The organism is Amycolatopsis sp. NPDC052450 (assembly GCF_044547565.1).
In the GTDB taxonomy this organism is placed as follows: Bacteria; Actinomycetota; Actinomycetes; order Mycobacteriales; family Pseudonocardiaceae; genus Amycolatopsis.
Genome location: NZ_JBIUAQ010000022.1, coordinates 20093 through 40684, shown reverse-complemented (window position 1 = coordinate 40684; position 20592 = coordinate 20093). Strand labels below are relative to the sequence as shown.

General features: G+C 69.0%; 17 protein-coding genes and 1 pseudogene. 7 read left to right on the top strand and 11 right to left on the bottom strand.

Going from position 1 to position 20592, the window contains the following annotated elements; genetic code table 11:
- The first annotated feature begins 179 nt into the window (after positions 1–179).
- Positions 180–815, top strand: a complete 636-nt coding sequence (locus tag ACIHAO_RS29510; RefSeq protein ID WP_125791375.1) for a transglycosylase family protein — start codon at positions 180–182, stop codon at positions 813–815.
- A 237-nt stretch (positions 816–1052) separates the two neighbouring features.
- Here the strand turns inward: ACIHAO_RS29510 and ACIHAO_RS29505 are convergent.
- The 5 genes and pseudogenes from ACIHAO_RS29505 to ACIHAO_RS29485 form a co-directional block, all read right to left on the bottom strand.
- Positions 1053–1969: pseudogene (locus ACIHAO_RS29505) on the bottom strand (molybdenum cofactor biosynthesis protein MoaE).
- A complete protein-coding gene (gene moaC / locus ACIHAO_RS29500) occupies positions 1966–2436 on the bottom strand; it encodes a cyclic pyranopterin monophosphate synthase MoaC (protein WP_396563245.1) in 471 nt (156 codons plus the stop codon). The pseudogene ACIHAO_RS29505 and the gene moaC overlap by 4 nt, the downstream one beginning before the upstream one ends.
- A 17-nt stretch (positions 2437–2453) precedes the next feature.
- Complete coding sequence (locus tag ACIHAO_RS29495) at positions 2454–4001, bottom strand: alpha/beta hydrolase (protein ID WP_396563243.1); 1548 nt, start codon at positions 3999–4001, stop codon at positions 2454–2456.
- Between the two features lie 148 nt (positions 4002–4149).
- Complete coding sequence (locus tag ACIHAO_RS29490) at positions 4150–5547, bottom strand: NAD-dependent malic enzyme (RefSeq protein ID WP_396563241.1); 1398 nt, start codon at positions 5545–5547, stop codon at positions 4150–4152.
- A 101-nt stretch (positions 5548–5648) separates the two neighbouring features.
- The gene (locus tag ACIHAO_RS29485) at positions 5649–5831 is read right to left on the bottom strand and encodes a hypothetical protein (protein WP_007033389.1); all 183 of its coding nucleotides are present in this window, start codon (positions 5829–5831) and stop codon (positions 5649–5651) included.
- Positions 5832–5924: 93 nt separating this feature from the next.
- On the opposite strand from ACIHAO_RS29485, the gene ACIHAO_RS29480 reads away from it, so the two are divergent.
- Positions 5925–8168: a helicase-associated domain-containing protein gene (locus ACIHAO_RS29480; protein WP_396563239.1), complete on the top strand. Its 2244-nt coding sequence runs from the start codon at positions 5925–5927 to the stop codon at positions 8166–8168.
- A 166-nt stretch (positions 8169–8334) separates the two neighbouring features.
- Here the strand turns inward: ACIHAO_RS29480 and ACIHAO_RS29475 are convergent, their stop codons facing one another.
- The 6 genes from ACIHAO_RS29475 to ACIHAO_RS29450 form a co-directional block, all read right to left on the bottom strand.
- Positions 8335–8919, bottom strand: coding sequence for a DUF742 domain-containing protein (locus ACIHAO_RS29475; RefSeq protein ID WP_396563237.1), 585 nt, complete (start codon positions 8917–8919; stop codon positions 8335–8337).
- A 6-nt stretch (positions 8920–8925) separates the two neighbouring features.
- Positions 8926–9348, bottom strand: coding sequence for a roadblock/LC7 domain-containing protein (locus ACIHAO_RS29470; protein WP_020631857.1), 423 nt, complete (start codon positions 9346–9348; stop codon positions 8926–8928).
- 429 nt (positions 9349–9777) lie between these two features.
- The gene (locus ACIHAO_RS29465) at positions 9778–10386 is read right to left on the bottom strand and encodes an ATP/GTP-binding protein (protein ID WP_026467043.1); all 609 of its coding nucleotides are present in this window, start codon (positions 10384–10386) and stop codon (positions 9778–9780) included.
- Positions 10367–11152: a DUF742 domain-containing protein gene (locus tag ACIHAO_RS29460; protein WP_125782102.1), complete on the bottom strand. Its 786-nt coding sequence runs from the start codon at positions 11150–11152 to the stop codon at positions 10367–10369. The genes ACIHAO_RS29465 and ACIHAO_RS29460 overlap by 20 nt, the downstream gene beginning before the upstream one ends.
- A 25-nt stretch (positions 11153–11177) precedes the next feature.
- Positions 11178–11636, bottom strand: coding sequence for a roadblock/LC7 domain-containing protein (locus ACIHAO_RS29455; protein ID WP_085939650.1), 459 nt, complete (start codon positions 11634–11636; stop codon positions 11178–11180).
- A 20-nt stretch (positions 11637–11656) separates the two neighbouring features.
- Entirely contained in the window at positions 11657–14794 is a 3138-nt protein-coding gene (locus tag ACIHAO_RS29450; protein WP_396563234.1) for a nitrate- and nitrite sensing domain-containing protein, read from the bottom strand.
- A gap of 712 nt (positions 14795–15506) precedes the next feature.
- Here ACIHAO_RS29450 and ACIHAO_RS29445 point away from each other — a divergent pair.
- From ACIHAO_RS29445 to ACIHAO_RS29425, 5 genes are all read left to right on the top strand, one after another.
- Entirely contained in the window at positions 15507–16463 is a 957-nt protein-coding gene (locus tag ACIHAO_RS29445) for an ABC transporter substrate-binding protein (protein ID WP_396563432.1), read from the top strand.
- 248 nt (positions 16464–16711) lie between these two features.
- Positions 16712–17719: an ABC transporter substrate-binding protein gene (locus ACIHAO_RS29440; protein WP_396563232.1), complete on the top strand. Its 1008-nt coding sequence runs from the start codon at positions 16712–16714 to the stop codon at positions 17717–17719.
- A gap of 8 nt (positions 17720–17727) precedes the next feature.
- Entirely contained in the window at positions 17728–18498 is a 771-nt protein-coding gene (locus ACIHAO_RS29435; protein WP_396563230.1) for an ABC transporter permease, read from the top strand.
- Positions 18495–19328, top strand: a complete 834-nt coding sequence (locus ACIHAO_RS29430; protein ID WP_396563228.1) for an ABC transporter permease — start codon at positions 18495–18497, stop codon at positions 19326–19328. The genes ACIHAO_RS29435 and ACIHAO_RS29430 overlap by 4 nt, the downstream gene beginning before the upstream one ends.
- A gap of 191 nt (positions 19329–19519) precedes the next feature.
- Positions 19520–20389, top strand: a complete 870-nt coding sequence (locus ACIHAO_RS29425; protein WP_396563226.1) for an ABC transporter ATP-binding protein — start codon at positions 19520–19522, stop codon at positions 20387–20389.
- Positions 20390–20592: the final 203 nt, after the last annotated feature.

Below are 20592 nucleotides of genomic sequence, written 5' to 3'. Positions count from 1 at the left end.
CCCTGTCCAACGGATTCCCGGACCCAACCCCGAGCGAAAGCATTTCCGGACAGGGACGAGGGGACAGAGCCGACGCGGCGTGCGTCCGGTGAAGTCAGCCGGCCTGAGACGGCCGGCCAGGACCCGCGAGTCCTTCCCTCAGCACAGGCTCGTAGGCGCAGGAAGCGAGATGTACTCACATGTCTTACCGAGGCAAGCACCGCAAGATGTCCGCCGCCACCCGTCACATCGCTCGCGTTGCCATTGCGGGCGTCGCGGTCGGCGCCCCCCTCGCCATCGCCGCGACCCCCGCGTCGGCGACCAACTGGGACGCCATCGCGCAGTGCGAGAGCAGCGGAAACTGGAACACCAACACCGGTAACGGCTACTACGGTGGTCTGCAGTTCTCGCAGAGCACCTGGCGCGCCTACGGTGGCACCGGCAGCGCGCACAACGCGTCGCGTGAGCAGCAGATCGCCGTCGCCGAGCGGGTCCTCCAGGGCCAGGGCATCGGCGCGTGGCCGCACTGTGGCAAGAAGGGCGGCTCCGCCAGCCCCGCCAAGGCCAAGTCGACCGCCCCGAAGGCCACCAAGAAGGTGACCCCGAAGAAGTCGACCGCTCCGGTCACCAAGCAGCAGGCCCCGGCCCCGGCCGCCGCCAATGTCGCGAACTCCAACCCGGCGGGTGACTACACCGTCGTGGCCGGCGACACGCTGTCCAAGATCGCCTCCAAGTTCAACGTCCAGGGCGGCTTCCAGAAGCTGCAGGACCTGAACAAGGAATACGTGCCCAACGCCGACTTCATCGTCGTCGGCCAGAAGCTCGCCACCAAGTGAGCTCTTGAGCACCGGTAAGTCGTGATGCCCGCGGGATTCCCCGCGCGGCCACGTCACGACTGACAAGGCCCCACCGCGCCATTCCCCCGGCGGTGGGGCTTTGTCGTGTCCGGGGCCCGGCGCCTCAGGCCCGCACCCCTCGTGCCCGCGTAGCCGCGTGCAATGAAGGGGCCCTTCATTGCAAAATTTGCTATGAAAGGCCCCTTCATTGCGGCGACTTGTGGCTCGGTCACCCCGCTACGGCGAGTTGACCCACTCGTCGCTGCCGTCGCTGAAGTGCTGGTGCTTCCACACCGGCAGCCGCGCCTTGACCTCGTCGACCAGCTCCGAACAAGCCGCGAAGGCCTGGCCCCGGTGCTCGGCCGCCACGGCGCAGGCCAGCGCGACGTCCCCGATGGCCAGCGCGCCCAGCCGGTGACTGACAGCGACCGCGCGCACGCCCGCCCACTTTCCCGAGAGGTCGGAGACGACCTCCGCGAGCACGTCGGCGGCACTGGGGTGGCCTTCGTAGGCGAGCCGTTCCACCGAACGCCCGCCGTCGTGGTCCCGCACGACCCCGCCGAAGGTGACGACGGCGCCCGCGGCCGCGTCGTCCACCAGCCGGGCGTGCTCTTCGACCGAAAGCGGCTCGTCGACCACCGCGATCCGTGCGACCCGAACGCTCACTGCTGTGCCTCCCGTGGGTGGTCGCCGCCCGCCAGCTGGTCGACGGCGTGGTCGAGGATCCCGTCCAGTACGCCCAGGCCGTCCTTCACGCCGCCGCGTGAGCCGGGCAGGTTCACCACGAGGGTCCGGCCGGCGACGCCGGCGACCCCGCGGGAGAGCACGGCTGTGGGCACCTTGGGCAGTCCGGCGGCGCGGATCGCGTCCGCGACGCCGGGCAGTTCGTAGTCGAGGACGGCGCGGGTGACGTCCGGAGTGCGGTCCGTCGGCGAGATGCCGGTGCCGCCGGTCGTCACGATCACCTGGACCCCGGCCGCGACGGCGTCGCGCAACGCTTCACCGACCGGCTCCCCGTCCTCGACGACCACGGGCCCGGGCACGTCCCAGCCGCGTGCGGCGAGCCAGTCCGTGATGACCGGACCGGTCGTGTCCTCGTAGACGCCCTTCGCGGCGCGGTTCGACGCCACGATCACCCTCGCGACGCGGTTCACGGCCGCTCCCAGGTCCCGGTCTTGCCGCCGTCCTTGCGGATCAGGCGGACATCGTCGAGGGTCGCCGCGGGATCGACGGCCTTGATCATGTCGTGCAGGGTCAGCCCGGCGACGGCGACGGCGGTCAGCGCCTCCATCTCGACGCCGGTCCGGTCGTTCGTCTTCGCGGTCGCGGTGATGTGCACGGCGGTCTCGGCGAGGGCGAACTCGACCTTCACCCCGGACAGCGCGATCTGGTGGCACAGCGGAATCAGCTCGGGCACCTTCTTCGCGCCCATGATGCCCGCGATCCGGGCGGTCGCGAGGGCGTCGCCCTTGGGGAGCCCGTCCGTCGCCAGCAGGCCGAGCACCTCGGCCGTGGTGTGCACGGTGCCGCCCGCCAGGGCGGTGCGGGCGGTGGGCGTCTTGCCGGAAACGTCGACCATACGGGCGGCACCCGTATGGTCGACGTGGCTGAGTTCACTCACGCCAAGCAGGCTAGTCCTCAGAACATGCGCTGCTTCGAGCGAACCTCGTCGAGCGCCTTCTCGCGTTCCTGCCGCTGCTCCGGCGTCATCGAAGCGAAGAGCCCTCCCTTGTCCGCGGCACAGGCCGTGTCGCGTGCGGGGCGCTTGCCTTCCACGAGGAACCGGTTGACGGCGTTGTTGCCGCAGGCGTTCTCGTCGCTCAGCCAGACACCGTGCCCGCCCTCGTCCACGGTCACGATCCGCGCCCGGTCAGCGAGTGCGCGGCGCATCTCCTTGGCACCGCTGAGCGGAGTCGCCGGGTCACGCAGGTTCTGCACCATCAGGATGTTCGACGGCCCCCGGTCGCCGATCCGTACCGTCGGCTCGATCTGCTCGGACGGCCAGTACGCGCAGGCCCAGATGTTCGCCCCCGCCGCGCCGAACATCGGGTACTTCACCCGGTCCTTGGCGACGTTGCGCTGGTAGGTCGCGACGTCCTCCGGCCAGTTCGCGTCGTTGCAGACCACGTGCAACTGCCCGGCCAGCAGCTGCGCCGGGTCGATCTGTGCCGTCTCGGCGGTCTGCTTCAAGACGCCTTCACCGTCGAGCGACTGCCACTGCTGCGCGAGCACCGGGAACGTCTTGGTCGCGTAGAGCGCCCCGAAGGTGCCCATGCGGAACGCCGCGCCGTCCACGCCCGGGACCGCGCCGCCGTCGAGTTTGGCGGCGAGTTCGTAGAACTTCGCCGTCACCTGCTGCGGAGTACGGCCCAGCCCGTAGCTCGCGTGCCGCGCCGCCGCCCACTTCGCGAAGTCCGGGAAGCGGTCCTCGAACCCCTCCGCCAGGCGACGCGAGGTGACCGGATCGAGCCCGCCCGGCCCGGTCACGCTGTCGATCACGACGCGATCGGTCTGCTGCGGGAACAGCGTCGAGTACACGGCGCCCAGGTAACTGCCGTACGAGACGCCGTAGTACGAGAGCTTCTTCTCGCCGAGGGCTTCGCGGATGCGGTCCATGTCGCGGGCGGTGTTGGCCGTGGTGATGTACGGCAGGTTCGCGGCGGTCTTCGACCCACCGCATTGCTTCGCGATACCGGCCACGTACGTCGCCCGCTCGGCCACCGCGGCCGCGTCACGCGCGTACGGCGGAACGTTGCTCACCTGCTGCTCGGGCTTGAGATCGCAGGTGACCGGTGTGCTGCGCCCGATCCCGCGCGGGTCGAACCCGATGATGTCGTACGCGTCGAGCACACTCGACGGCATACCGGCCGCCCGCAGCCCGGCGGGCATGGACTGCCCGGGCCCGCCGGGGCCGCCCGGATTCGTCAGCATGATCCCGCGCCGCTTCGCCGGCTTGGTGCTGGCGAGTTTCGAAACGGCGATGTCGATGGTGGCGCCGCCGGGCTTCCGGTAGTCGAGCGGAACCGGCAACGTGCCGCATTCGACCCCCGGCGCGGCCACGTCCTCCGGACACGGCCCCCAGCGCACAGACGAAACCGCGGCGGACGCCGTGGCCGGTACGAGTACCGCCACCGTCGCCGCCGCGGCCGTGAGTGTCCCGATCCTGCTCAGGACAGAGCGATTCATCCCCAACCCCCGTCATGATCGACTTCTTGGTCGGGATCGAGCCTATGAGCGGGCCGGGCGCGGAGTCGTCACCCTGAAGTCGGCCACGAGGTCGGCCTCAGTGATGACGATGACTCCGAATGGAGCAAGGGACCTTTGCTATCGCTCTCTAGCTCGCGGCCTTCGCAGCTTTGGCGGCTTTCTTGACGGCTTCCGCGACGGCGGGGGCGACGGCGCTGTCGAACACGCTGGGCACGATGAAGGAAGCGTTCAGCTTGCCGTTGTCCACGACGTCCGCGATGGCGTCGGCGGCCGCGAGGAGCATCGAGTCGTCGATGTGGTGCGCCTGCGCGTCGAGCAGACCGCGGAAGACGCCGGGGAACGCGAGCACGTTGTTGATCTGGTTCGGGAAGTCGCTGCGGCCGGTCGCGACCACGGCCGCGTGCTTCTGCGCCTCCAGCGGGTCGATCTCCGGGTCCGGGTTGGCCAGCGCGAACACGACGGCGTCGGACTTCATGGTCGCGACCTGCTCGGCCCCGAACAGGTTCGGCGCGGAGACGCCGATGAACACGTCGGCGCCGACGAGCGCCTCGTGCAGTGTGCCCGCCTGCTGCTCCTTGTTCGTGTGCTCGGCGATCCAGGTGAGGTTCTCGTCGAGGTTGCCGCGCGCGGAGTGCACGATGCCGTCGATGTCGGCGGCCACGATGTCACCCGGGTTCTTGCCGAGGATCAAGCGGATGATCGCCGAGCCCGCCGCGCCGACGCCGCTGACGACGATCTTGCAGTCTTCGATGTTCTTCCCGACCACGCGCAGGGCGTTGCGCAGCGCGGCGACCACGACGATCGCGGTGCCGTGCTGGTCGTCGTGGAACACCGGGATGTCGAGCTGCTCACGCAGGCGCTTCTCGATCTCGAAGCAGCGCGGCGCGGCGATGTCTTCGAGGTTGATGCCCGCGTAGACCGGCGCGAGCGCCTTCGCGATCATGATGATCTCTTCGGTGTCCTGGGTGTCCAGGCAGACCGGCCACGCGTCGACGTCGGCGAACTTCTTGAACAGCGCCGCCTTGCCCTCCATCACCGGGAGCGCGGCGGCCGGGCCGATGTTGCCGAGGCCCAGCACCGCGGAGCCGTCGGTGAGCACGGCGACGGTGTTGCGCTTGATGGTCAGGCGGCGCGCGTCCTCGGGGTTCGCGGCGATCGCCTGGCAGACGCGGGCGACGCCGGGCGTGTACGCGCGGGAGAGGTCGTCACGGTTACGGAGCGCGACCTTGGGGGTGACCTCGATCTTGCCGCCGAGGTGGATCAGGAACGTCCGGTCGGAGACCTTGCGCACGCGCACGCCCGGCAGCGAGTCCAGGGTCTGCGTGATGTCCTGCGCGTGGTTCTCCGACAGGGCGTTGGCGCTGATGTCGACGACGATCGACTCGGGGTGCGACTCGACGACGTCGAACGCGGTCAGCACACCGCCGACCCTGCCGACGGCGGTCGTCAGGTCACCCGCCGCGGTGGACGACGCGGGGGCCTCCACCCGGACGGTGATCGAATATCCGGGACCGGGAACCGGCATGGCACTACCCCCGCTGAGGAACGCTCGAATAGGTCGATCGAAAACCTACTCCCGTGACGACCGCCACGGACCTTCGCAGGGGTAACCGGCGAGTAGCTTTTCTACCGGTTGATCTCGGTCTCGGGGTGCACGTAAGGCACGCTCTCGAGCGGGAAGGTCACGTCGCCGAACGGGGACAGCGCACCCTGCCGATCGGACGCGAGCTCGGTGACGGGGTGCTCCCCGTCTTCACCGGGCCACGTGGGGTCGATGCCCGCGCGCTTCTTGTTATCGCCCTTCGCCACAACGTCCTCCAGAGCATGGTCAAGCCGTTCTCACGGGACAGTCTGCCCGAACGCCACTGGCGGGCCACCACCCGCCCGGTATCCTGGTCGTCTATGCCCGCGCCATCCCTGGCGGACTGGCTGCGCCAGGAGTCCGACGATGCTCTCGCCGCACTGCTGCGCACGCGTCGCGACCTGTCCACGCCACCCCCGTCTGACACCATCGTGCTCGCCACCCGGGCCGGCACGCCGGGCTCCGTCGCGCGTGCTTGCGAAGACCTCGACACCTTCACTCTCTCCGTCCTCGACGCTCTCCTGCTGGCCGGAGCGGACACCGATCCGGTCGCCGCGGCCGAGGTCGCGCGGCTCGTGGGCACGAAGATCGGCGAGCCGCTGGCGCTGTTGCGCAAGCGGGCCCTGGTCTGGGGTGAGGACGAAGCGCTGCGCGTCCCGCCGTCGGCCCGCGACGCGCTCGGCCCCTTCCCCGCCGGGCTCGGGTCTTCGTCGCCCTCGCTCGCCGGAACGGACATCGACGCCGCGCTCGCGGAGGTCGGCGAGGACGAACGAGCCCTGCTGACGACGCTGGCCGCCGGGCCGCCGATCGGCCGCACCCGCGACGCGTCGGCCGACGTCCCGCTGGAGCGGGCGCAGAACCCGGTCCAGCGCCTGCTCGCCCGCGGGCTGCTGCTGCGCCGGGACGACCAGACCGTCGAACTGCCGCGTGAGATCGGGATCGCGCTGCGCGGAGGGTCGGTGTTCGACCCGGCGTCGCTGCGCGAACCGGAACTCCCCACGCATCCACATCAGCCGTCCACAGTGGACGCGACGGCGGCCGGCGAGGCGATGGAGTTCTTGCGCCAGACCGAAAGCATGCTCCGCGCGTGGTCGGAGACGCCGCCGCCGGTGCTGAAGTCCGGCGGGCTCGGGGTCCGCGAACTGAAGAAGCTCGCCAAGGATCTCGACGTCGACGAGACACGGGTGACCCTCCTGGCGGAGATCGCGGTCGGCGCCGGGCTGGTGGCCGACAGCGAAGCGACCACGCCGGAGTGGGTGCCGACGACGCTCACGGATTCATGGCTCGCGTCGCCGACCGCGCAACGCTGGATGACGATCGCCCAGGCCTGGCTCGAACTGCCCCGGCTGCCCGGTCTCGCCGGTGGGCGGGACGCGAAGGACAAGCCGATCGCGCCGCTGTCGGAGGAACTGCGCCGTCCGCTGGCGCCCACGTCGCGGCGGCGGATCCTCCTGGCCCTGGCCGCGCTTCCCGACGGCGCGGGCGTGAAGAGCACCGACGAACTGGTCGCCGCCCTCGCCTGGCGCGCGCCGCGGCGAGGCGGGCGGCTGCGGGACGAAACCGTGCGCTGGACGATGGCCGAGGGGGCGGCGCTCGGCCTGATCGGGCTCGGCGGGCTCACCACGGCGACCCGGGCGCTGCTGGCCGAGGACCGGCCGGGAGCGGTCGAAGCGATGATCGACGCACTGCCGCGTCCGGTGGACCACGTCCTGGTCCAGGCCGATCTGACCGTGGTCGCGCCGGGTCCGCTGGAGGCCGAACTCGCGGCCGACATGACCGCCGTCGCCGACATCGAATCCTCCGGGCACGCGACCGTCTACCGGATCACCGAGACGTCCGTGCGGCGCGCGCTCGACACCGGCCGGACCGCGGGCGAACTGCACCAGCTGTTCACGACCCGGTCGGCGACGCCGGTGCCCCAATCGCTGAGCTACCTGATCGACGACGTCGCCCGGCGGCACGGGCGGCTGCGCGGCGGGGCCGCCGAATCCTTCCTGCGCTGCGACGACGCGTCACTGCTCGCCGAGGTCATGGGCAGCCCGGTCGCGACGGAGTACGGCTTGCGCATGATCGCGCCGACAGTGCTCATCAGCGCGTACCCGCTCGCCGAAGTCCTCGACGCGCTCCGCGCCGCCGGGTTCGCTCCGGCCGCCGAAGGCCCCGACGGACGCGTCATGGACATCAGGCCTTCCGGACGTCGCCTGCCCGCGAAGGCGCGTACCGCGCGTCGGGCCCCCGGAGAGCCTGCCGGACTGACCGACGACCAGGTCGGCAAGATCGTCGCGCACGTCCGGGCCGGTGACGCCGCTTCGGCGCGCCGCCGGGGCGAGACGGTGCGCGCGCCACAGGGAGGCGGCGCCGGGGACACGTCCGCGACGCTTGCGCTGCTGTCCCAGGCGACCATGGAGCGCCGCGAGGTGTGGATCGGCTTCGTCGACTCACGCGGGACGGCGAGCCAGCGGGTGGTGCGGCCGCTGCGGGTCGGCGGCGGAGTCCTCGAAGGGACCGACCACGAGCGCTACCCGCTGCACCGGATCACCTCGGCCGCCCTCGTCGAAGACTGACGCCCCCGCAATTAGTCCTCTAATTGCGGTCCGCAAGTCGGCGATCCGGGGAATCACGCCCCCAATGTCACATTGGGGACGCTCAGTGTCCCCAATGGCACATTGGGGGCATCGGTCCGCGGCCGCACCTGAGCCGAGGTCGCAAGTAGGTGACTGATTGCGGGAGTCAGAGGGCGCGAAGGCCTTGAAGCACCCGCTCCATGAAAGCGCGCGAAGAAGAGTCGCCGAGGATCAGCTCCGTCTGGTGGATCAGCACCAGGCCGGCGTCCGCCATGTCGCCGACGATCACCTTCACCACGCCCAGCGGCAGCCGCAGATGCGCGGCGATCTCCGCGATCGACCGGGTATCGAGACAGAGGTCGCAGATCTGCCGGTGTTCGGGGGTCCGCACGCCGCGGTACCGGCGGCCGTCTTCGCTGGTCGACACCAGCGCCTCCAGCGCCAGGTCGTGCGCGGTGCGGGTGCGTCCGCCGGTGCGGGTGTAGGGCCGGACCCGCGAGCCCGGCGACGGCGGCATGTAGACCGAGGCGGGCGCGGCGTCGTGGGCGGTGACGCGCGGCGGCGGCGATTGGCGAAGGGGCGAGGGCATCGACGCCGGGGCGGGCGGCGGCGCGGGAGGGCGGCGCGGCATGACCGTGCTGATCGAGCTCAGCTCGAACCGGCTCGGGGAATCGAAGGCCTCGCGTTCGGTGCCCTGGTAGAGGGAGTCCCAGCCGGAAGGTTCCGGTTCGGTGAATCCGGTGATCTTCATCGGCGCTTACCCACGTACGCCGCCCTGCAGCTGCGCGCGCAGCTCGGGCGTGATCTGCTGGCCGACCCGCTCGACGAGCAGGGTCATCTCGTAGGCCACGGTGCCGATGTCACAGGTCGGCGCGGCCAGTACGGCGAGTGAGGAGCCGTCGGCGACCGACATGAGGAAGAGGTAACCGCGTTCCATCTCGACGACGGTCTGGTTGACCCCGCCCGCGTCGAAGCAGCGGGCGGCGCCGGCGGTGAGGCTGATCAGTCCGGAGGCGACCGCGGACAGCTGTTCGGCCCGCTCCTGCGGCAGCCCTTCCGACGGCGCGAGGAGAAGACCGTCCGCCGAGACCAGCACGGCGTGCGCGGCACCGGGAACCCGGCGCGCGAAATCCGTGATGAGCCAGCCGAACGAGCTCTGCTGCTGTCCGGATGCCGTCACAAGTCCCTCCTCGCTGCGTCAAGACCACCTGGGCGGCGTGGTCCGGGCGGCTCTCCCCCGACCAGCACCGATCCCGGTACCGGCGAGCCCAAAGACGCCTCCACCCAGCGTATTCGTCCCGCCGATCGTGTCGAGCCCGCCACCCGGCCGGCCGCGTTAACCGAACGTGAACGTCCAGCCGCTCACCGCGTCGACCTATCGCGAACCACGCATTCGTGGGTCACCCCTTGGTGGCCGCGTGCGACCCGGGGTGAACCGGCGTCCACGCAGGTCACCGGCATTTCGATCGCCCGATCGGGCAGGGTCGCCACCGGATCGCGTGAAAGGGATCGCCCCGCGTCCGCGCCGGTTGATGGCGCCGTCCCCGAAGCGGGTGAAGCCTGCCGAGTTCACTCCAACGGCCGCATCCGCTCCGGGGTTTTGTCCCTTTCAGCCCGCGCGCAACGCCGAATCGTGTGCGATGGCGTGCTGCACGACCGAGATCAACACCTGCTTGGCGGACTCACGTTCCCGGGCGTCACAGGCCATGATCGGCACGGACGGCGAGATCGTCAGCGCGTGCCGGACGTCCTCGATCTGGTGGTGCAGCAGCCGGTCGAAGCAGTTGATCGCCACGACGTACGGCAGCTTCCGGTTCTCGAAGAAGTCGATCGACGGGAACGCGTCGGCGAGCCGCCGCGTGTCGACCAGCACGACGGCACCGATGGCGCCGACCGCGAGGTCGTCCCACATGAACCAGAACCGGTGCTGGCCCGGCGTACCGAACACGTACAGCACCAGGTCCGAGTCCAGCGAAATCCGGCCGAAGTCCATGGCCACGGTCGTCGTCGACTTGTTCGGGGTGGCCGAATTGTCGTCGACGCCGGTACTGGCCTCGGTCATCATGGCCTCGGTGGTCAGCGGATCGATCTCCGAAACCGCTCCGACCAGCGTGGTCTTCCCCGAGCCGAATCCGCCAGCGACCACGATCTTGGCCGACGACGTCGGCCCGGCCACCTGCGGCGCATTCGCGTCGGAGTCAAATTCTCCGAAGCCCACTGAGCACCCTCTCCATGAACTCGATACTGGGCCGGTCACCCACGTTCTGGCTGGCAGTGTGCACCAGGACCAGGCCGAGGCCGGCCACGTCTCCGATCAGCACCCGGACCACGCCGAGCGGCAGGCGCAACAGCGCCGCGACTTCGGCGACGGACCGGGTGTCCAGGCAAAGGTCGCAGATCGACCGGTGTTCGGGGACGCGTACCCGGTCGAGCACACGTCCCTGTTCACTGGTCGAGATCAACGCCTCGATGGCAAGGTCGTACGTCGGCTTGGTCCGTCCCCGCGTGCGGAAGTACGGCCGGACCAGGCCGGATGATTCGACGTCGGTGGTGTACTGCTCGTCGACGTATTCGTTCTGTGCCTGCTGCGGCAGTGCCGCGGCGAGCGGATCCGCGGCGGCCGCGGCCGCCCGGCGTTCCTCCTCCTTGTCGAAGGAGAACTTGGCGAACTCGCCGGAATCGTAGAGCGGACCGCTGCCACCACCGAACAGTTCGGCCCCGGGCCCGCCGAGCAGGCGTTCCCGGTAGTCCGTGACGCTGAAATCGGCGGGTCCCTGTCCCGCGTTCGAATCGGTCAGCCAGCGGGAGGCCTCGTCCGGGGACACGGGGTCGTTGTCCGACCCCTGTGCCCGTCGCGATCGCCATTCGCGGTCGACCCGGTCCCGGAAGGACGTCCAGTCCTCCCGGCCGTCGTCACGTTCCGACCACCCGCCGGAGAAGTCGTCACCGAGCCGGCCATCGCCCCTCAAGCGCCCGTCGTCCACGGCATTCTCCTCGGTTCCCGGTCGCTCAGCGGCGGACCGACGCGCCCTGCAGCTGCGCGCGCATCTCCGGTGTCAGCTGTTGCCCCACCCGTTCCACCAGCAAGGTCATCTCGTAGACGACCAGGCCGATGTCACTCTCCGGCGATCCGAGGACCGCCAGACAGGACCCGTCGGACACCGACATCAGGAAGAGGAAGCCGTTGGCCATCTCGACCACCGTCTGCGCGACCGTGCCGCCTTCGAACACCTTCGCCGCACCGCGCGCGAGGCTCGTGAGCCCCGACGCGACCGCGGCCAGCTGATCGGCCCTGTCCTTGGGAAGTCCCTTCGAAGAGGCCAGCAGCAAACCGTCCGCCGACACCACCACGGCATGCGCCGCGCCCGGGACCCGGTGCACGAAATCCGTGATCAGCCAGGCAAAGCTGCTCGTGTGTCCTTTACCCTGCGCCTGGCCGCCAGGCTGCGCCGGACCACCCGGCTGCATCGCACCCGCCCGTGTCACTGTCACTCCTTACTGCTGTCATCGGCGGAGGAACCTCCGCCGGTCACCGGAACGCCGTTGTCATCCAGCGCGTCGATCGGGCGTTCCTTCAACGCGTGCCGTCCCGACTTGTAGCCCTGCTGGAAGCTTGCCATCCGACTCCTCGCCGCCGTCGCCGAGCGGGCGATCGCACCCGTTCCCGGCATTCCGGAGGTCTTGTCGGCGAACGAGTCTTCCTTCTTCGGCTCGTCCCCGCCGATCGAGCCGGGGACGAGGTACTGGTTCGGCACCCGTTTGGGCAGGCCCGCCGGGGTGATCTCGTCGTTCCGGTCTTCGTACAGGACCTGCGCCGCCTGCCAGCCGTCGTCCGACGCGCTGCGCCAGCCATTGTCCTGGAGCGCGGTCTCCGGCGGAACAGTCCGAGGGGTCCGAGTGGGCAATGCCTCTCCGGGAGTGTCGCCAGTGTCCCCGACGTCTGGTTCCACCGCGTCGGCGGCGGTGTCACGGGTCTGCTCGGGCAGGGCGGACTCGACCGGCTCCGTGTAGGTGGTCGGGGTGTCGGCGCCCGCGCCCGCCTCGTCGCCTTCGCTGAACCAACGGGACAGCACCGACTGGTAGATCGGCAGCCGCCGGGTGGGCACGTCGTCGTCGAGCGCCGACTTGCCTTCGTCCGAAGACCGCTCGGACTCCGACGACTCCGAGAACCCCATTGCCCTGTTCGGCGTTTCCACCGGGTTGTACTTCGGCTCCCGCTTCGGCAGCACCAGCGACGCGAACTGGGTCTCGGTGCCGCTGGAGGCGCCGTCGCCGTTCGGCGGCGAGATGTCCTCGGCCGTCGGCCACGCCGGGGTCTCGTCGGCGGGGGCCGCGGGGCTGAGGAACGGTCCGGCCGCGTTCTTGCCCGCGACCAGGTCGTCGAGGCTGATCGGCTGGTCGAGCGGGACGAGCCCGCCCTGCTGCGCGATCGGCTGCGAAGCCGGGGGCTTCGACGGCGGCGGCGGGGTCATCTCCAGGCCGCGGTCGGAAGCGGGGATGTTCGGCAGCGACGTCGACATCTCGGACGCCGACGGCATCGAAGGCATCGACGTTTCCGAACGGCTCGGCGGCGGAGTCCGCACGCCGGGCCGCATCTGCGTGAGCAGTTCGGCGGGTACGACGACCCGCGCGATCACGCCGCCCTCGATGTCCTCGTTCTCCCGCAGCCGGACCTCGATGCCGTGACGGCGCGCCAGGCGCGCGACCACGTACAGGCCCATCCGCCGGGTCACCGAGACGTCCAGGTCCGGCGGGTCGGCCAGGCGCTGGTTGACCTCGGCGAGCCGCTCCTCGGTCATGCCGACACCGTGGTCGGTGACCTGGATGGCGAGCGCCTTCTTGCGGGTGATCACCGCGCGGACGGTCACCTTCGTCTCCGGCTCGGAGAAGTAGGTGGCGTTGTCCAGCAGTTCCGCGAGCACGTGCACGAGGTCGTGGATCGTCAGGCCCTGGACGGCGACCTCGGGGACGATCCCGATCTCGATCCGGGCGTACTGCTCGATCTCCGAAACCGCGGCGCCGATGACGTCGGCGGCGGGCACCGGCTTGGGCACCGACTTCGCGAGACCGGCGCCCGAGAGCACCAGGAGGCTTTCACCGTTGCGGCGCAGCCGCGTGGCGAGGTGGTCGAGCTCGAACAGGCTGGCCAGGTGGTCCGGGTCCTGCTCGTCGGCCTCGAGCCGGTCGATCACGCCGAGCTGGCGTTCCACCAGCCGCTGCGACCGGCGGGACAGGTTCACGAAGATGCCGTTGACGTTCTCTCGCAGGAGGGCCTGCTCGGCGGCCATCTTGACGGCCTGCGCGTGGACGACGTCGAAGGACCGCGCCACTTCACCGATCTCGTCACGCGAAGTGACCGGCACCGGCTCGACCGACCGCTTCGAGGCGTTGACCGGGTCCGGGTCGTCGAGGATCGCTTGCACGGTTTCCGGCAGTCGTGTGTACGCGACGTCGAGCGCGGTCTTCCGCAGGATCCGCAGCGGGCGCAGCATCAGGCGGGCGATGACGAGCATCAGGAACAGCGCCGCGAGCAGGGCCAGCAGCACGATCGCGCCGCCGATCCAGGCCGAGTTGATCGCGTCGGTCGCCAGTTCGTCTGCCTGTGCCCGCAGCTGGCCGAGCAGGTTGGTCTCGACCGCGCGCAGTTTGTCCAGCGCGACCCGGCTGTCGTTGCCGAGCGCGACGTTGTCGATCGACGGCGGCTCGTTCTGCTGGTGCAGCGAGAACGCCATCGTGGTGATCCGGCGGCGGTCGTCGACCTCGGGGCCGGAGAAGGTGTCCGAGTAGAGCTGCCGCTGTTCGGGGCTGGCGTTGGCGAGGAAGGCCGCCGTCGAGGCGTCACCGCTCGCGACCGCCGACCGGGCCTGGTCGAACAGGTCGCCGGGGAACGAGGAGCGGAAGGAGGCGATCAGCAGCGCCGCGTCACCGCGGGCGATGAACTCCTTGCTCTCACTGACGGCCTGCACGGTCACGCCGAGCCGGAGGACGTCGCGGTTCGCCACCGCGGTCGTCACCTCGCGGCCGAGCTGGACCAGCGAGTCGAGGATGCCGGAGTAGGCGATGAGGACCGGGGTGTCGCCCAGCAGCGAGGTGTTCATCGCGCCGCGCAGCGGGCGCAGGGCGTCGAGCCGCTGCAGACCACGCGAATAACGGTCCCTCGTGTCCTGGTCATCCGGGTTGATCTGGTTCGCCGAAGCGCGCAGATCGTCGACCGCGCGGTCGACCTTGGAGATCTGCGCGTCGAGGCCGGCTTGGCGCGACGGCTCGTCGGAGGCGATCTTGGCGACGGCGAGCGCGCGTTCGCTCTGCAGCTCGTGCACCACGAGCGTGATCTTGTCGGCGAACGCGACCTGGTCGGCCGTGTCCTGGAACCTCGCCGCCTCGCTGCTGTCGTCGATCACGCGCAGCGTGCCGAGCGCGAGCGCGGTCAGCGTCGGGATGATCAGAACGGCCGCGAGCTTCGATCGCAGACGCCAGTTACGCAGGCCCAGGAACGACCCGGCCTTCCCGCCAGGACCGTCTCCGGTATCCCGCGCAGGGGCCCCTCCCACCCCCGCGGTGTCTTCGTTCGGCACCGCCGCACCACCATCATCTTCATCCGGGCCGGGAAAGCCCATTTTGGACATGCCGTACTGCTGCTGTCTGGGTCGGTTGTCGGAGACCACTATCCGCTCACTCCCGTCACCCTGGAGGGGCGCGCACGGCGTGCGGGTCCACTCCTGGAAATGCGGAAGTCGTCTTTGACGCAGTCTCTCAAGTGCACTTGACCGAAACCCTGCCTGACGCCATTGGTCTATTCGGCCCAACCCGCCAGTGCGCGGGGACGCACCAGTGAAGCACGGACGTGTTCAACGTGTTTGACACAGAGTGCCTTGCACCTCGGGAAAGGTCCAGAGCGTTCGGCCATCCAAGGCACTCTCTTTCACTACATCAGTGGTCCACACCTCACTACCGGTGCATGAGGGTAGCGAACGGGAGGGCCAGATGTAACCCTTCGGTCAAGACGTGCAAGAAGACCCCGTACGGGTCTTGACCCGTTGGCGCTCAGTTGTCAACAAGTCCCCGCCACGAACACGCCCAGTTGTGTTCACTTCTGACAAACAACCTGTTCGGGTGATCGTTACCACTTGGGATCATGGGATGACCACCCATTGTGAGCGCTCTGTCCGTTCTCTACAGTGGGCCCGTGGCTCGACAAAGAGTCACTTCCGAATTCCACATCAGGCCACGTCATCACGTGTCCCTCCCTTGATCAGGAGCATCCCTTTGCTTGGCTCTGCAAGCTCGAAGAAGGCCTTGAGCGTCAGCCTTGGCCGGCGTGGAGCCCTCGCCTTCGCGATGGCGGCCGTCGTTTCGGTATCGGTCAGCGGCTGCGGCCTCCTCGGCGGCGACGATTCGTCCTCCTCCGGCGGCTCGGGGAACCTCGAGAAGTCGAAGATCAAGGTCGCCGTGATGTCGACCATCGACCTCGCGCCGCTGCGGCTGGCGCAGGACGGCGGCTACTTCAAGAACGAGGGCCTCGACGTCGAGGCCATCGAAGCCGCGACCGGCCAGGTCTCGCTGACCAAGCTGATCGGCGGCGAGGTCGACATCGCGTACGCGAGCTACACGCCGTTCTTCATCGCGATGAGCAAGGGCACCGCGGACATCAAGCTGGTCGCGGACGCCTCCTCCGCCGGTCCGAAGAGCACGATGCTGGTCACCCTGCCGACGTCGACGGTGAAGAGCGTCAGCGACCTGGCGGGCAAGAAGATCGGTATCACCGCGCCGAACACCGTGTCGGACACACTGTCCAAATCGGTCATGAAGGACCACGGCGTCGACGCGAGCAAGGTGCAGTGGGTGCCGATCCCGTTGCCGAACATCGGGACCGCGCTCAAGAACGGTGACATCGATGCCGGCTTCCTGACCGAGCCCTTCATCACCCAGACCGCGAAGCAGGCGGGCACCGTCCCGGTCGTGGACACCGCCACCGGCGCCACCCAGGACTTCCCCACCGCGGGCTACGGGTCGCTCGGCAAGTTCGTGAACGAGAACCCGAAGACCGTGGCCGCCTTCCAGCGCGCCATGCAGAAGGCCACCCGGGACGCGGCTGACCGCTCCAAGATCGAGCCGCTGCTGGTCAAGTACGCCAAGATCGACCAGGACACCGCCGCGCTGACCACGCTGCTGACCTTCCAGTCCACCCTGGACCCCCGCCGCATCCAGCGGGTCCCGGACCTGCTCCTGCAGATGGGCGCCATCCAGACCAAGATCGACGTCGGCCCGATGATCGCGCCGCAGACCACCAGTTGATGACACGCGGTTACTCCGAATTGCGGTTCCACCCGTAATTCGATCACTGAAAGTAATGTTGTCCAAGCGGGTGATCAGGGGATCGGGCGAATGGCCTAAAATGATCACCCGCTGACAGCACCCATTGTGAGCAGGTGGGCAAATCTCTAAGGTGACCGCGTGCCTGGCGAATTGAAGCCACGACACGGATGAAAAAACCCCAACGGTGATTCATTGTTTCCGAGGAGCTGGCTTTGTTTCGAAACGCCATGAGCAGGAGTGGTGCGCGTAGAGGCCGAGGTGCCATCGGTGTCGCCCTGAGCGCGCTCATGCTGGCCACGTTGGGCGCCTGTGGTGCCCTCGGCGGCGATGACACGTCCAAAGCGTCCGGTGGTGGTGACGGCGCACTGGAGAAGCCGAAGATCAAGGTGGCCCTGCTGCCCGTCGTCGACCTCGCGCCGCTGCGGCTGGCGCAGGAAGGCGGCTACTTCAAGGCCGAAGGCCTCGAGGTCGAAGCGGTCGACGCCCCCAGCGGCCAGCAGTCGATGACCAAGATGATCGGTGGCGAGGTCGACATCGCCTTCTCCACCTACATGCCGTTCTTCGTCGCGAAGAGCAAGGGCGCCGCCGACATCCGGCTCGTCGCCGACTCCGTGTCGGCCAGCCCCAAGAGCAACGCGGTCGTCACGGTGCCGAACTCCACGGTCAAGACGATCAACGACCTCGCGGGCAAGAAGATCGCGATCACCGACAAGAACACCGCCTCCCACCTGCTCACCGTCTCGGTGATGAAGGACCACGGCGTCGACACCAGCAAGGTCCAGTGGGTGCCGATGGCGCTGCCCAACATCTCCGCCGCGCTCGGCGCGGGCCAGGTCGACGCGGGCTACCTGCCCGAGCCGTTCCTGACCCAGGCGTCCAAGGTCGTCGGCGCGACCCCGGTCGTCGACATCGCGACCGGCGCCACCACGGACTTCCCCCTGGCCGGGTTCGGCGCGCTCGGCTCCTTCGTGGACAAGAACCCGAAGACGCTGGCCGCGTTCCAGCGCGCACTGGCCAAGGCCGTGCGCGATTCGGCCGACCGCTCCAAGATCGAACCGATGATCGTCAAGTACGCCAAGGTCGACGCCGAAACCGCCTCACTGCTCACGCTGCCGACGTTCGGGGCCACCCTGGACGCCCGTCGCCTGCAGCGCGTGCCGGATCTGCTGCTGCAGACCGGAGTGATCTCGGCCAAGCTCGACGCCGCTCCGATGCTCGCCCCTCAAGCTGGATAAAGGTCAAGGTGCCACGACTTCTCCGTGCCCTGGCCGGTCTGGCCGGTTTCTTCCTCGTCTGGGAAGTGATCGTCCAGGCCGGCCTGGTCCGTAAAGAGTTCCTTCCCCCGCCGACCGTCGTCCTCGTGACGATCTTCGAACAGTTCGGTGAGACGCAGTTCATCCGGGACCTGATCGCCACGTTCCTCGCGTGGGCGATCGCCCTGCTGATCGCGGTCGCCATCGCCGTACCCGCCGGTCTGCTGCTGGGCAGCATCCCCGGCCTGCGCACCGCGACCGCGGTGGTCATCGAGTTCCTGCGGCCGATCCCCGCCGTCGCGCTGATCCCGCTGGTGCTCCTGCTGATCGGCGGCGGCCCCGAAGCGAAGATCACGCTGGCCGTGTACGCGTCGTTGTGGCCCATCATGTTCAACACGATCTACGCGCTCGGCGAGATCGACCCCGTCCTGCAGGAGACCGCGAAAGCCTGCGGTACCAGTAAGTTCCGGACGTTGACGTCGGTGGCGCTGCCGCATACCGCGCCGTTCGTGTTCACCGGGGTCCGGCTGTCCGCCAACATCGCGCTGATCGCGGTGGTCAGCACCGAATTCCTCGCCGGGGCCAAACTCGGCATCGGCAACTTCATCATGCAGGCCAGCACCGGCTCCACCAGGTTCGACCTCGTGCTCGCGGGCACCGTGGTGGTCGGCGCGCTCGGCTTCCTCATCAACGGCGGACTCGAGATGATCGGCAGGCGGGCGTTCCGCTGGAGCACGGTCGACCGGGAGGCGGTCTCGTGACGACCCTCACGCTGACCAGCCGCGTCGGCAGGCGCGTGGGCCGGGGTATCGGCATCCTCGTCCGCAACTGGCTGCTCTTCTTCGCCCTGCTCGGGATCTGGGAGCTCGCGACCCGGCTCGGCCAGAGCCCGTTCTTCCCGCCGCCGACCGAAATCCTGACCACCTCGGCGAAACTGTGGTTCACCGGTCCGGCCTCACAACTGTTCCTCACCGACACCGTGTTCGCCAACGTCCTGCCGAGCCTCGGCCGCACACTCGGCGGCTGGCTGCTGGCCGGCGCGATCGGCGTCGCGCTGGGGGTCATGCTCGGCCGGTCCAAGACCGGGATGGACTACGTCGGACCGCTTTTCGCCTTCTTCCGCTCGGTGCCGCCGCCCGCGCTGATCCCGGTGTTCATCGTCCTTTTCGGACTCGGACCGGGTATGCAGACCGGATCGATCATCTTCGGCGCGATCTGGCCGGTGCTGCTCAACACCGTGGACGGCGTCCGGTCGGTGGACCAGGTGAAGATCGACACCGCGAAATCGTTCCGGACCCCGCGGTCGTACTGGGTGCGCTCGATCGTCCTGCCGGCCGCCGGGCCGAAGATCTTCGCGGGCCTGCGGCTGAGCCTGTCCATTTCCCTGCTGCTGATGGTGATCTCGGAACTGGTCGGCTCCTACAACGGCATCGGCCGGTCACTGATGGACGCCCAGCAGGCGTTCGACTTCCCGCTCATGTGGTCGTGGCTGGTCCTGCTCGGGCTCCTCGGCTTCGGGTTCAACGCGGCCTTCCTCGCGGTGGAGCAGAGAGTGCTCCGCTGGCAGCCCACCCGCAACGGCCGTCTCTAAATTCGGCTGGACGACGGAGCAGAGGGATGCAGCGGAAATCAGCCACAGGTTCGAAGCCGCCCCGGCCGCAGGCCCCGCTATCGCGGTGGCAGGGCGCCGGACCGCACAACTCGAGAAGCGTCACGAACGAGCGCCCTGCCGACGTCGATCGCGGTCGCGGCTTCGCCTCAAGGACACGAAGGGTCAGCAAGATGTCAACCATGCTCGAAGTCTCCGGGCTGAACCACCGTTACGGCGCGGGAGAAAAGGCGCACATCGCGGTCAACGATCTGTCGTTCACCGTGGAAGCGGGACAGCTCGCGAGCATCGTCGGCCCGTCGGGCTGCGGCAAGTCGACGCTGCTGCGCTGCATCGCCGGGCTGATCAAGCCGACATCCGGCCGCGTCAGCCTGCACGGCGACGACGTCTCCGGCGTGCCGGAGGATCTGGCCGTGGTGTTCCAGGACTACAGCCGCTCACTGTTCCCGTGGCTCTCGGTCGCCAAGAACGTCGAATTCCCCTTGCGGTGGCGTAACTTGAGCCGCTCCGAGCGCCGGACGCGGGCGCAGGAGGCACTGGAGTCGGTCGGCCTGTCCGAAGTCGGCTCGAAGTTCCCGTGGCAGCTCTCGGGCGGTATGCAGCAGCGCGTGTCGATCGCGCGGGCGCTGGCCAGCCGCCCCGCCCTGCTGCTGATGGACGAGCCGTTCGCGTCGGTCGACGCGCAGACGCGGTTCGAACTCGAGGACCTGACCCGGCGCGTGCAGCGCGAGAACGGCAGCACGGTTCTCGTTGTCACGCACGACATCGACGAGAGCGTCTACCTCTCGGACCGGGTGCTGGTGCTGTCGAAGTCGCCCGCCAAGATCGTCGCGGATCTGCCGGTCGGGCTGCCCGCGGAGCGGAACCAGATCACCACGCGTGAGTCCGCGGAGTTCGTGACGCTGCGCGGTGAAGTGGCGCGGCTGCTGCACGGTGGCGCCCCGGAGGCCGTCACCGCCGCTTCCGACGCGGCCGAGTACGAACTCGCGCAGCAGGACGCCGACGCCGACGCTGCCGCCTCCGAGGTGCGCGCGAAGAGCTGACTCAGCGACGGGTACGTCAGGTCCCGCCCCGCCTCGATAAGTACATGAAGGCCCCCTTCCTTGCGCTAGACGCAAGGAAGGGGGCCTTCATGTACTTCCGGAACCTCACGACGCCCGGCGACTGTGTTGCGAAAGCCACTTTCGCAACCTTCAACGTTGCGAAAGTGGCTTTCGCAACGCCAGCCAGCGCCTTTAAAGTACAT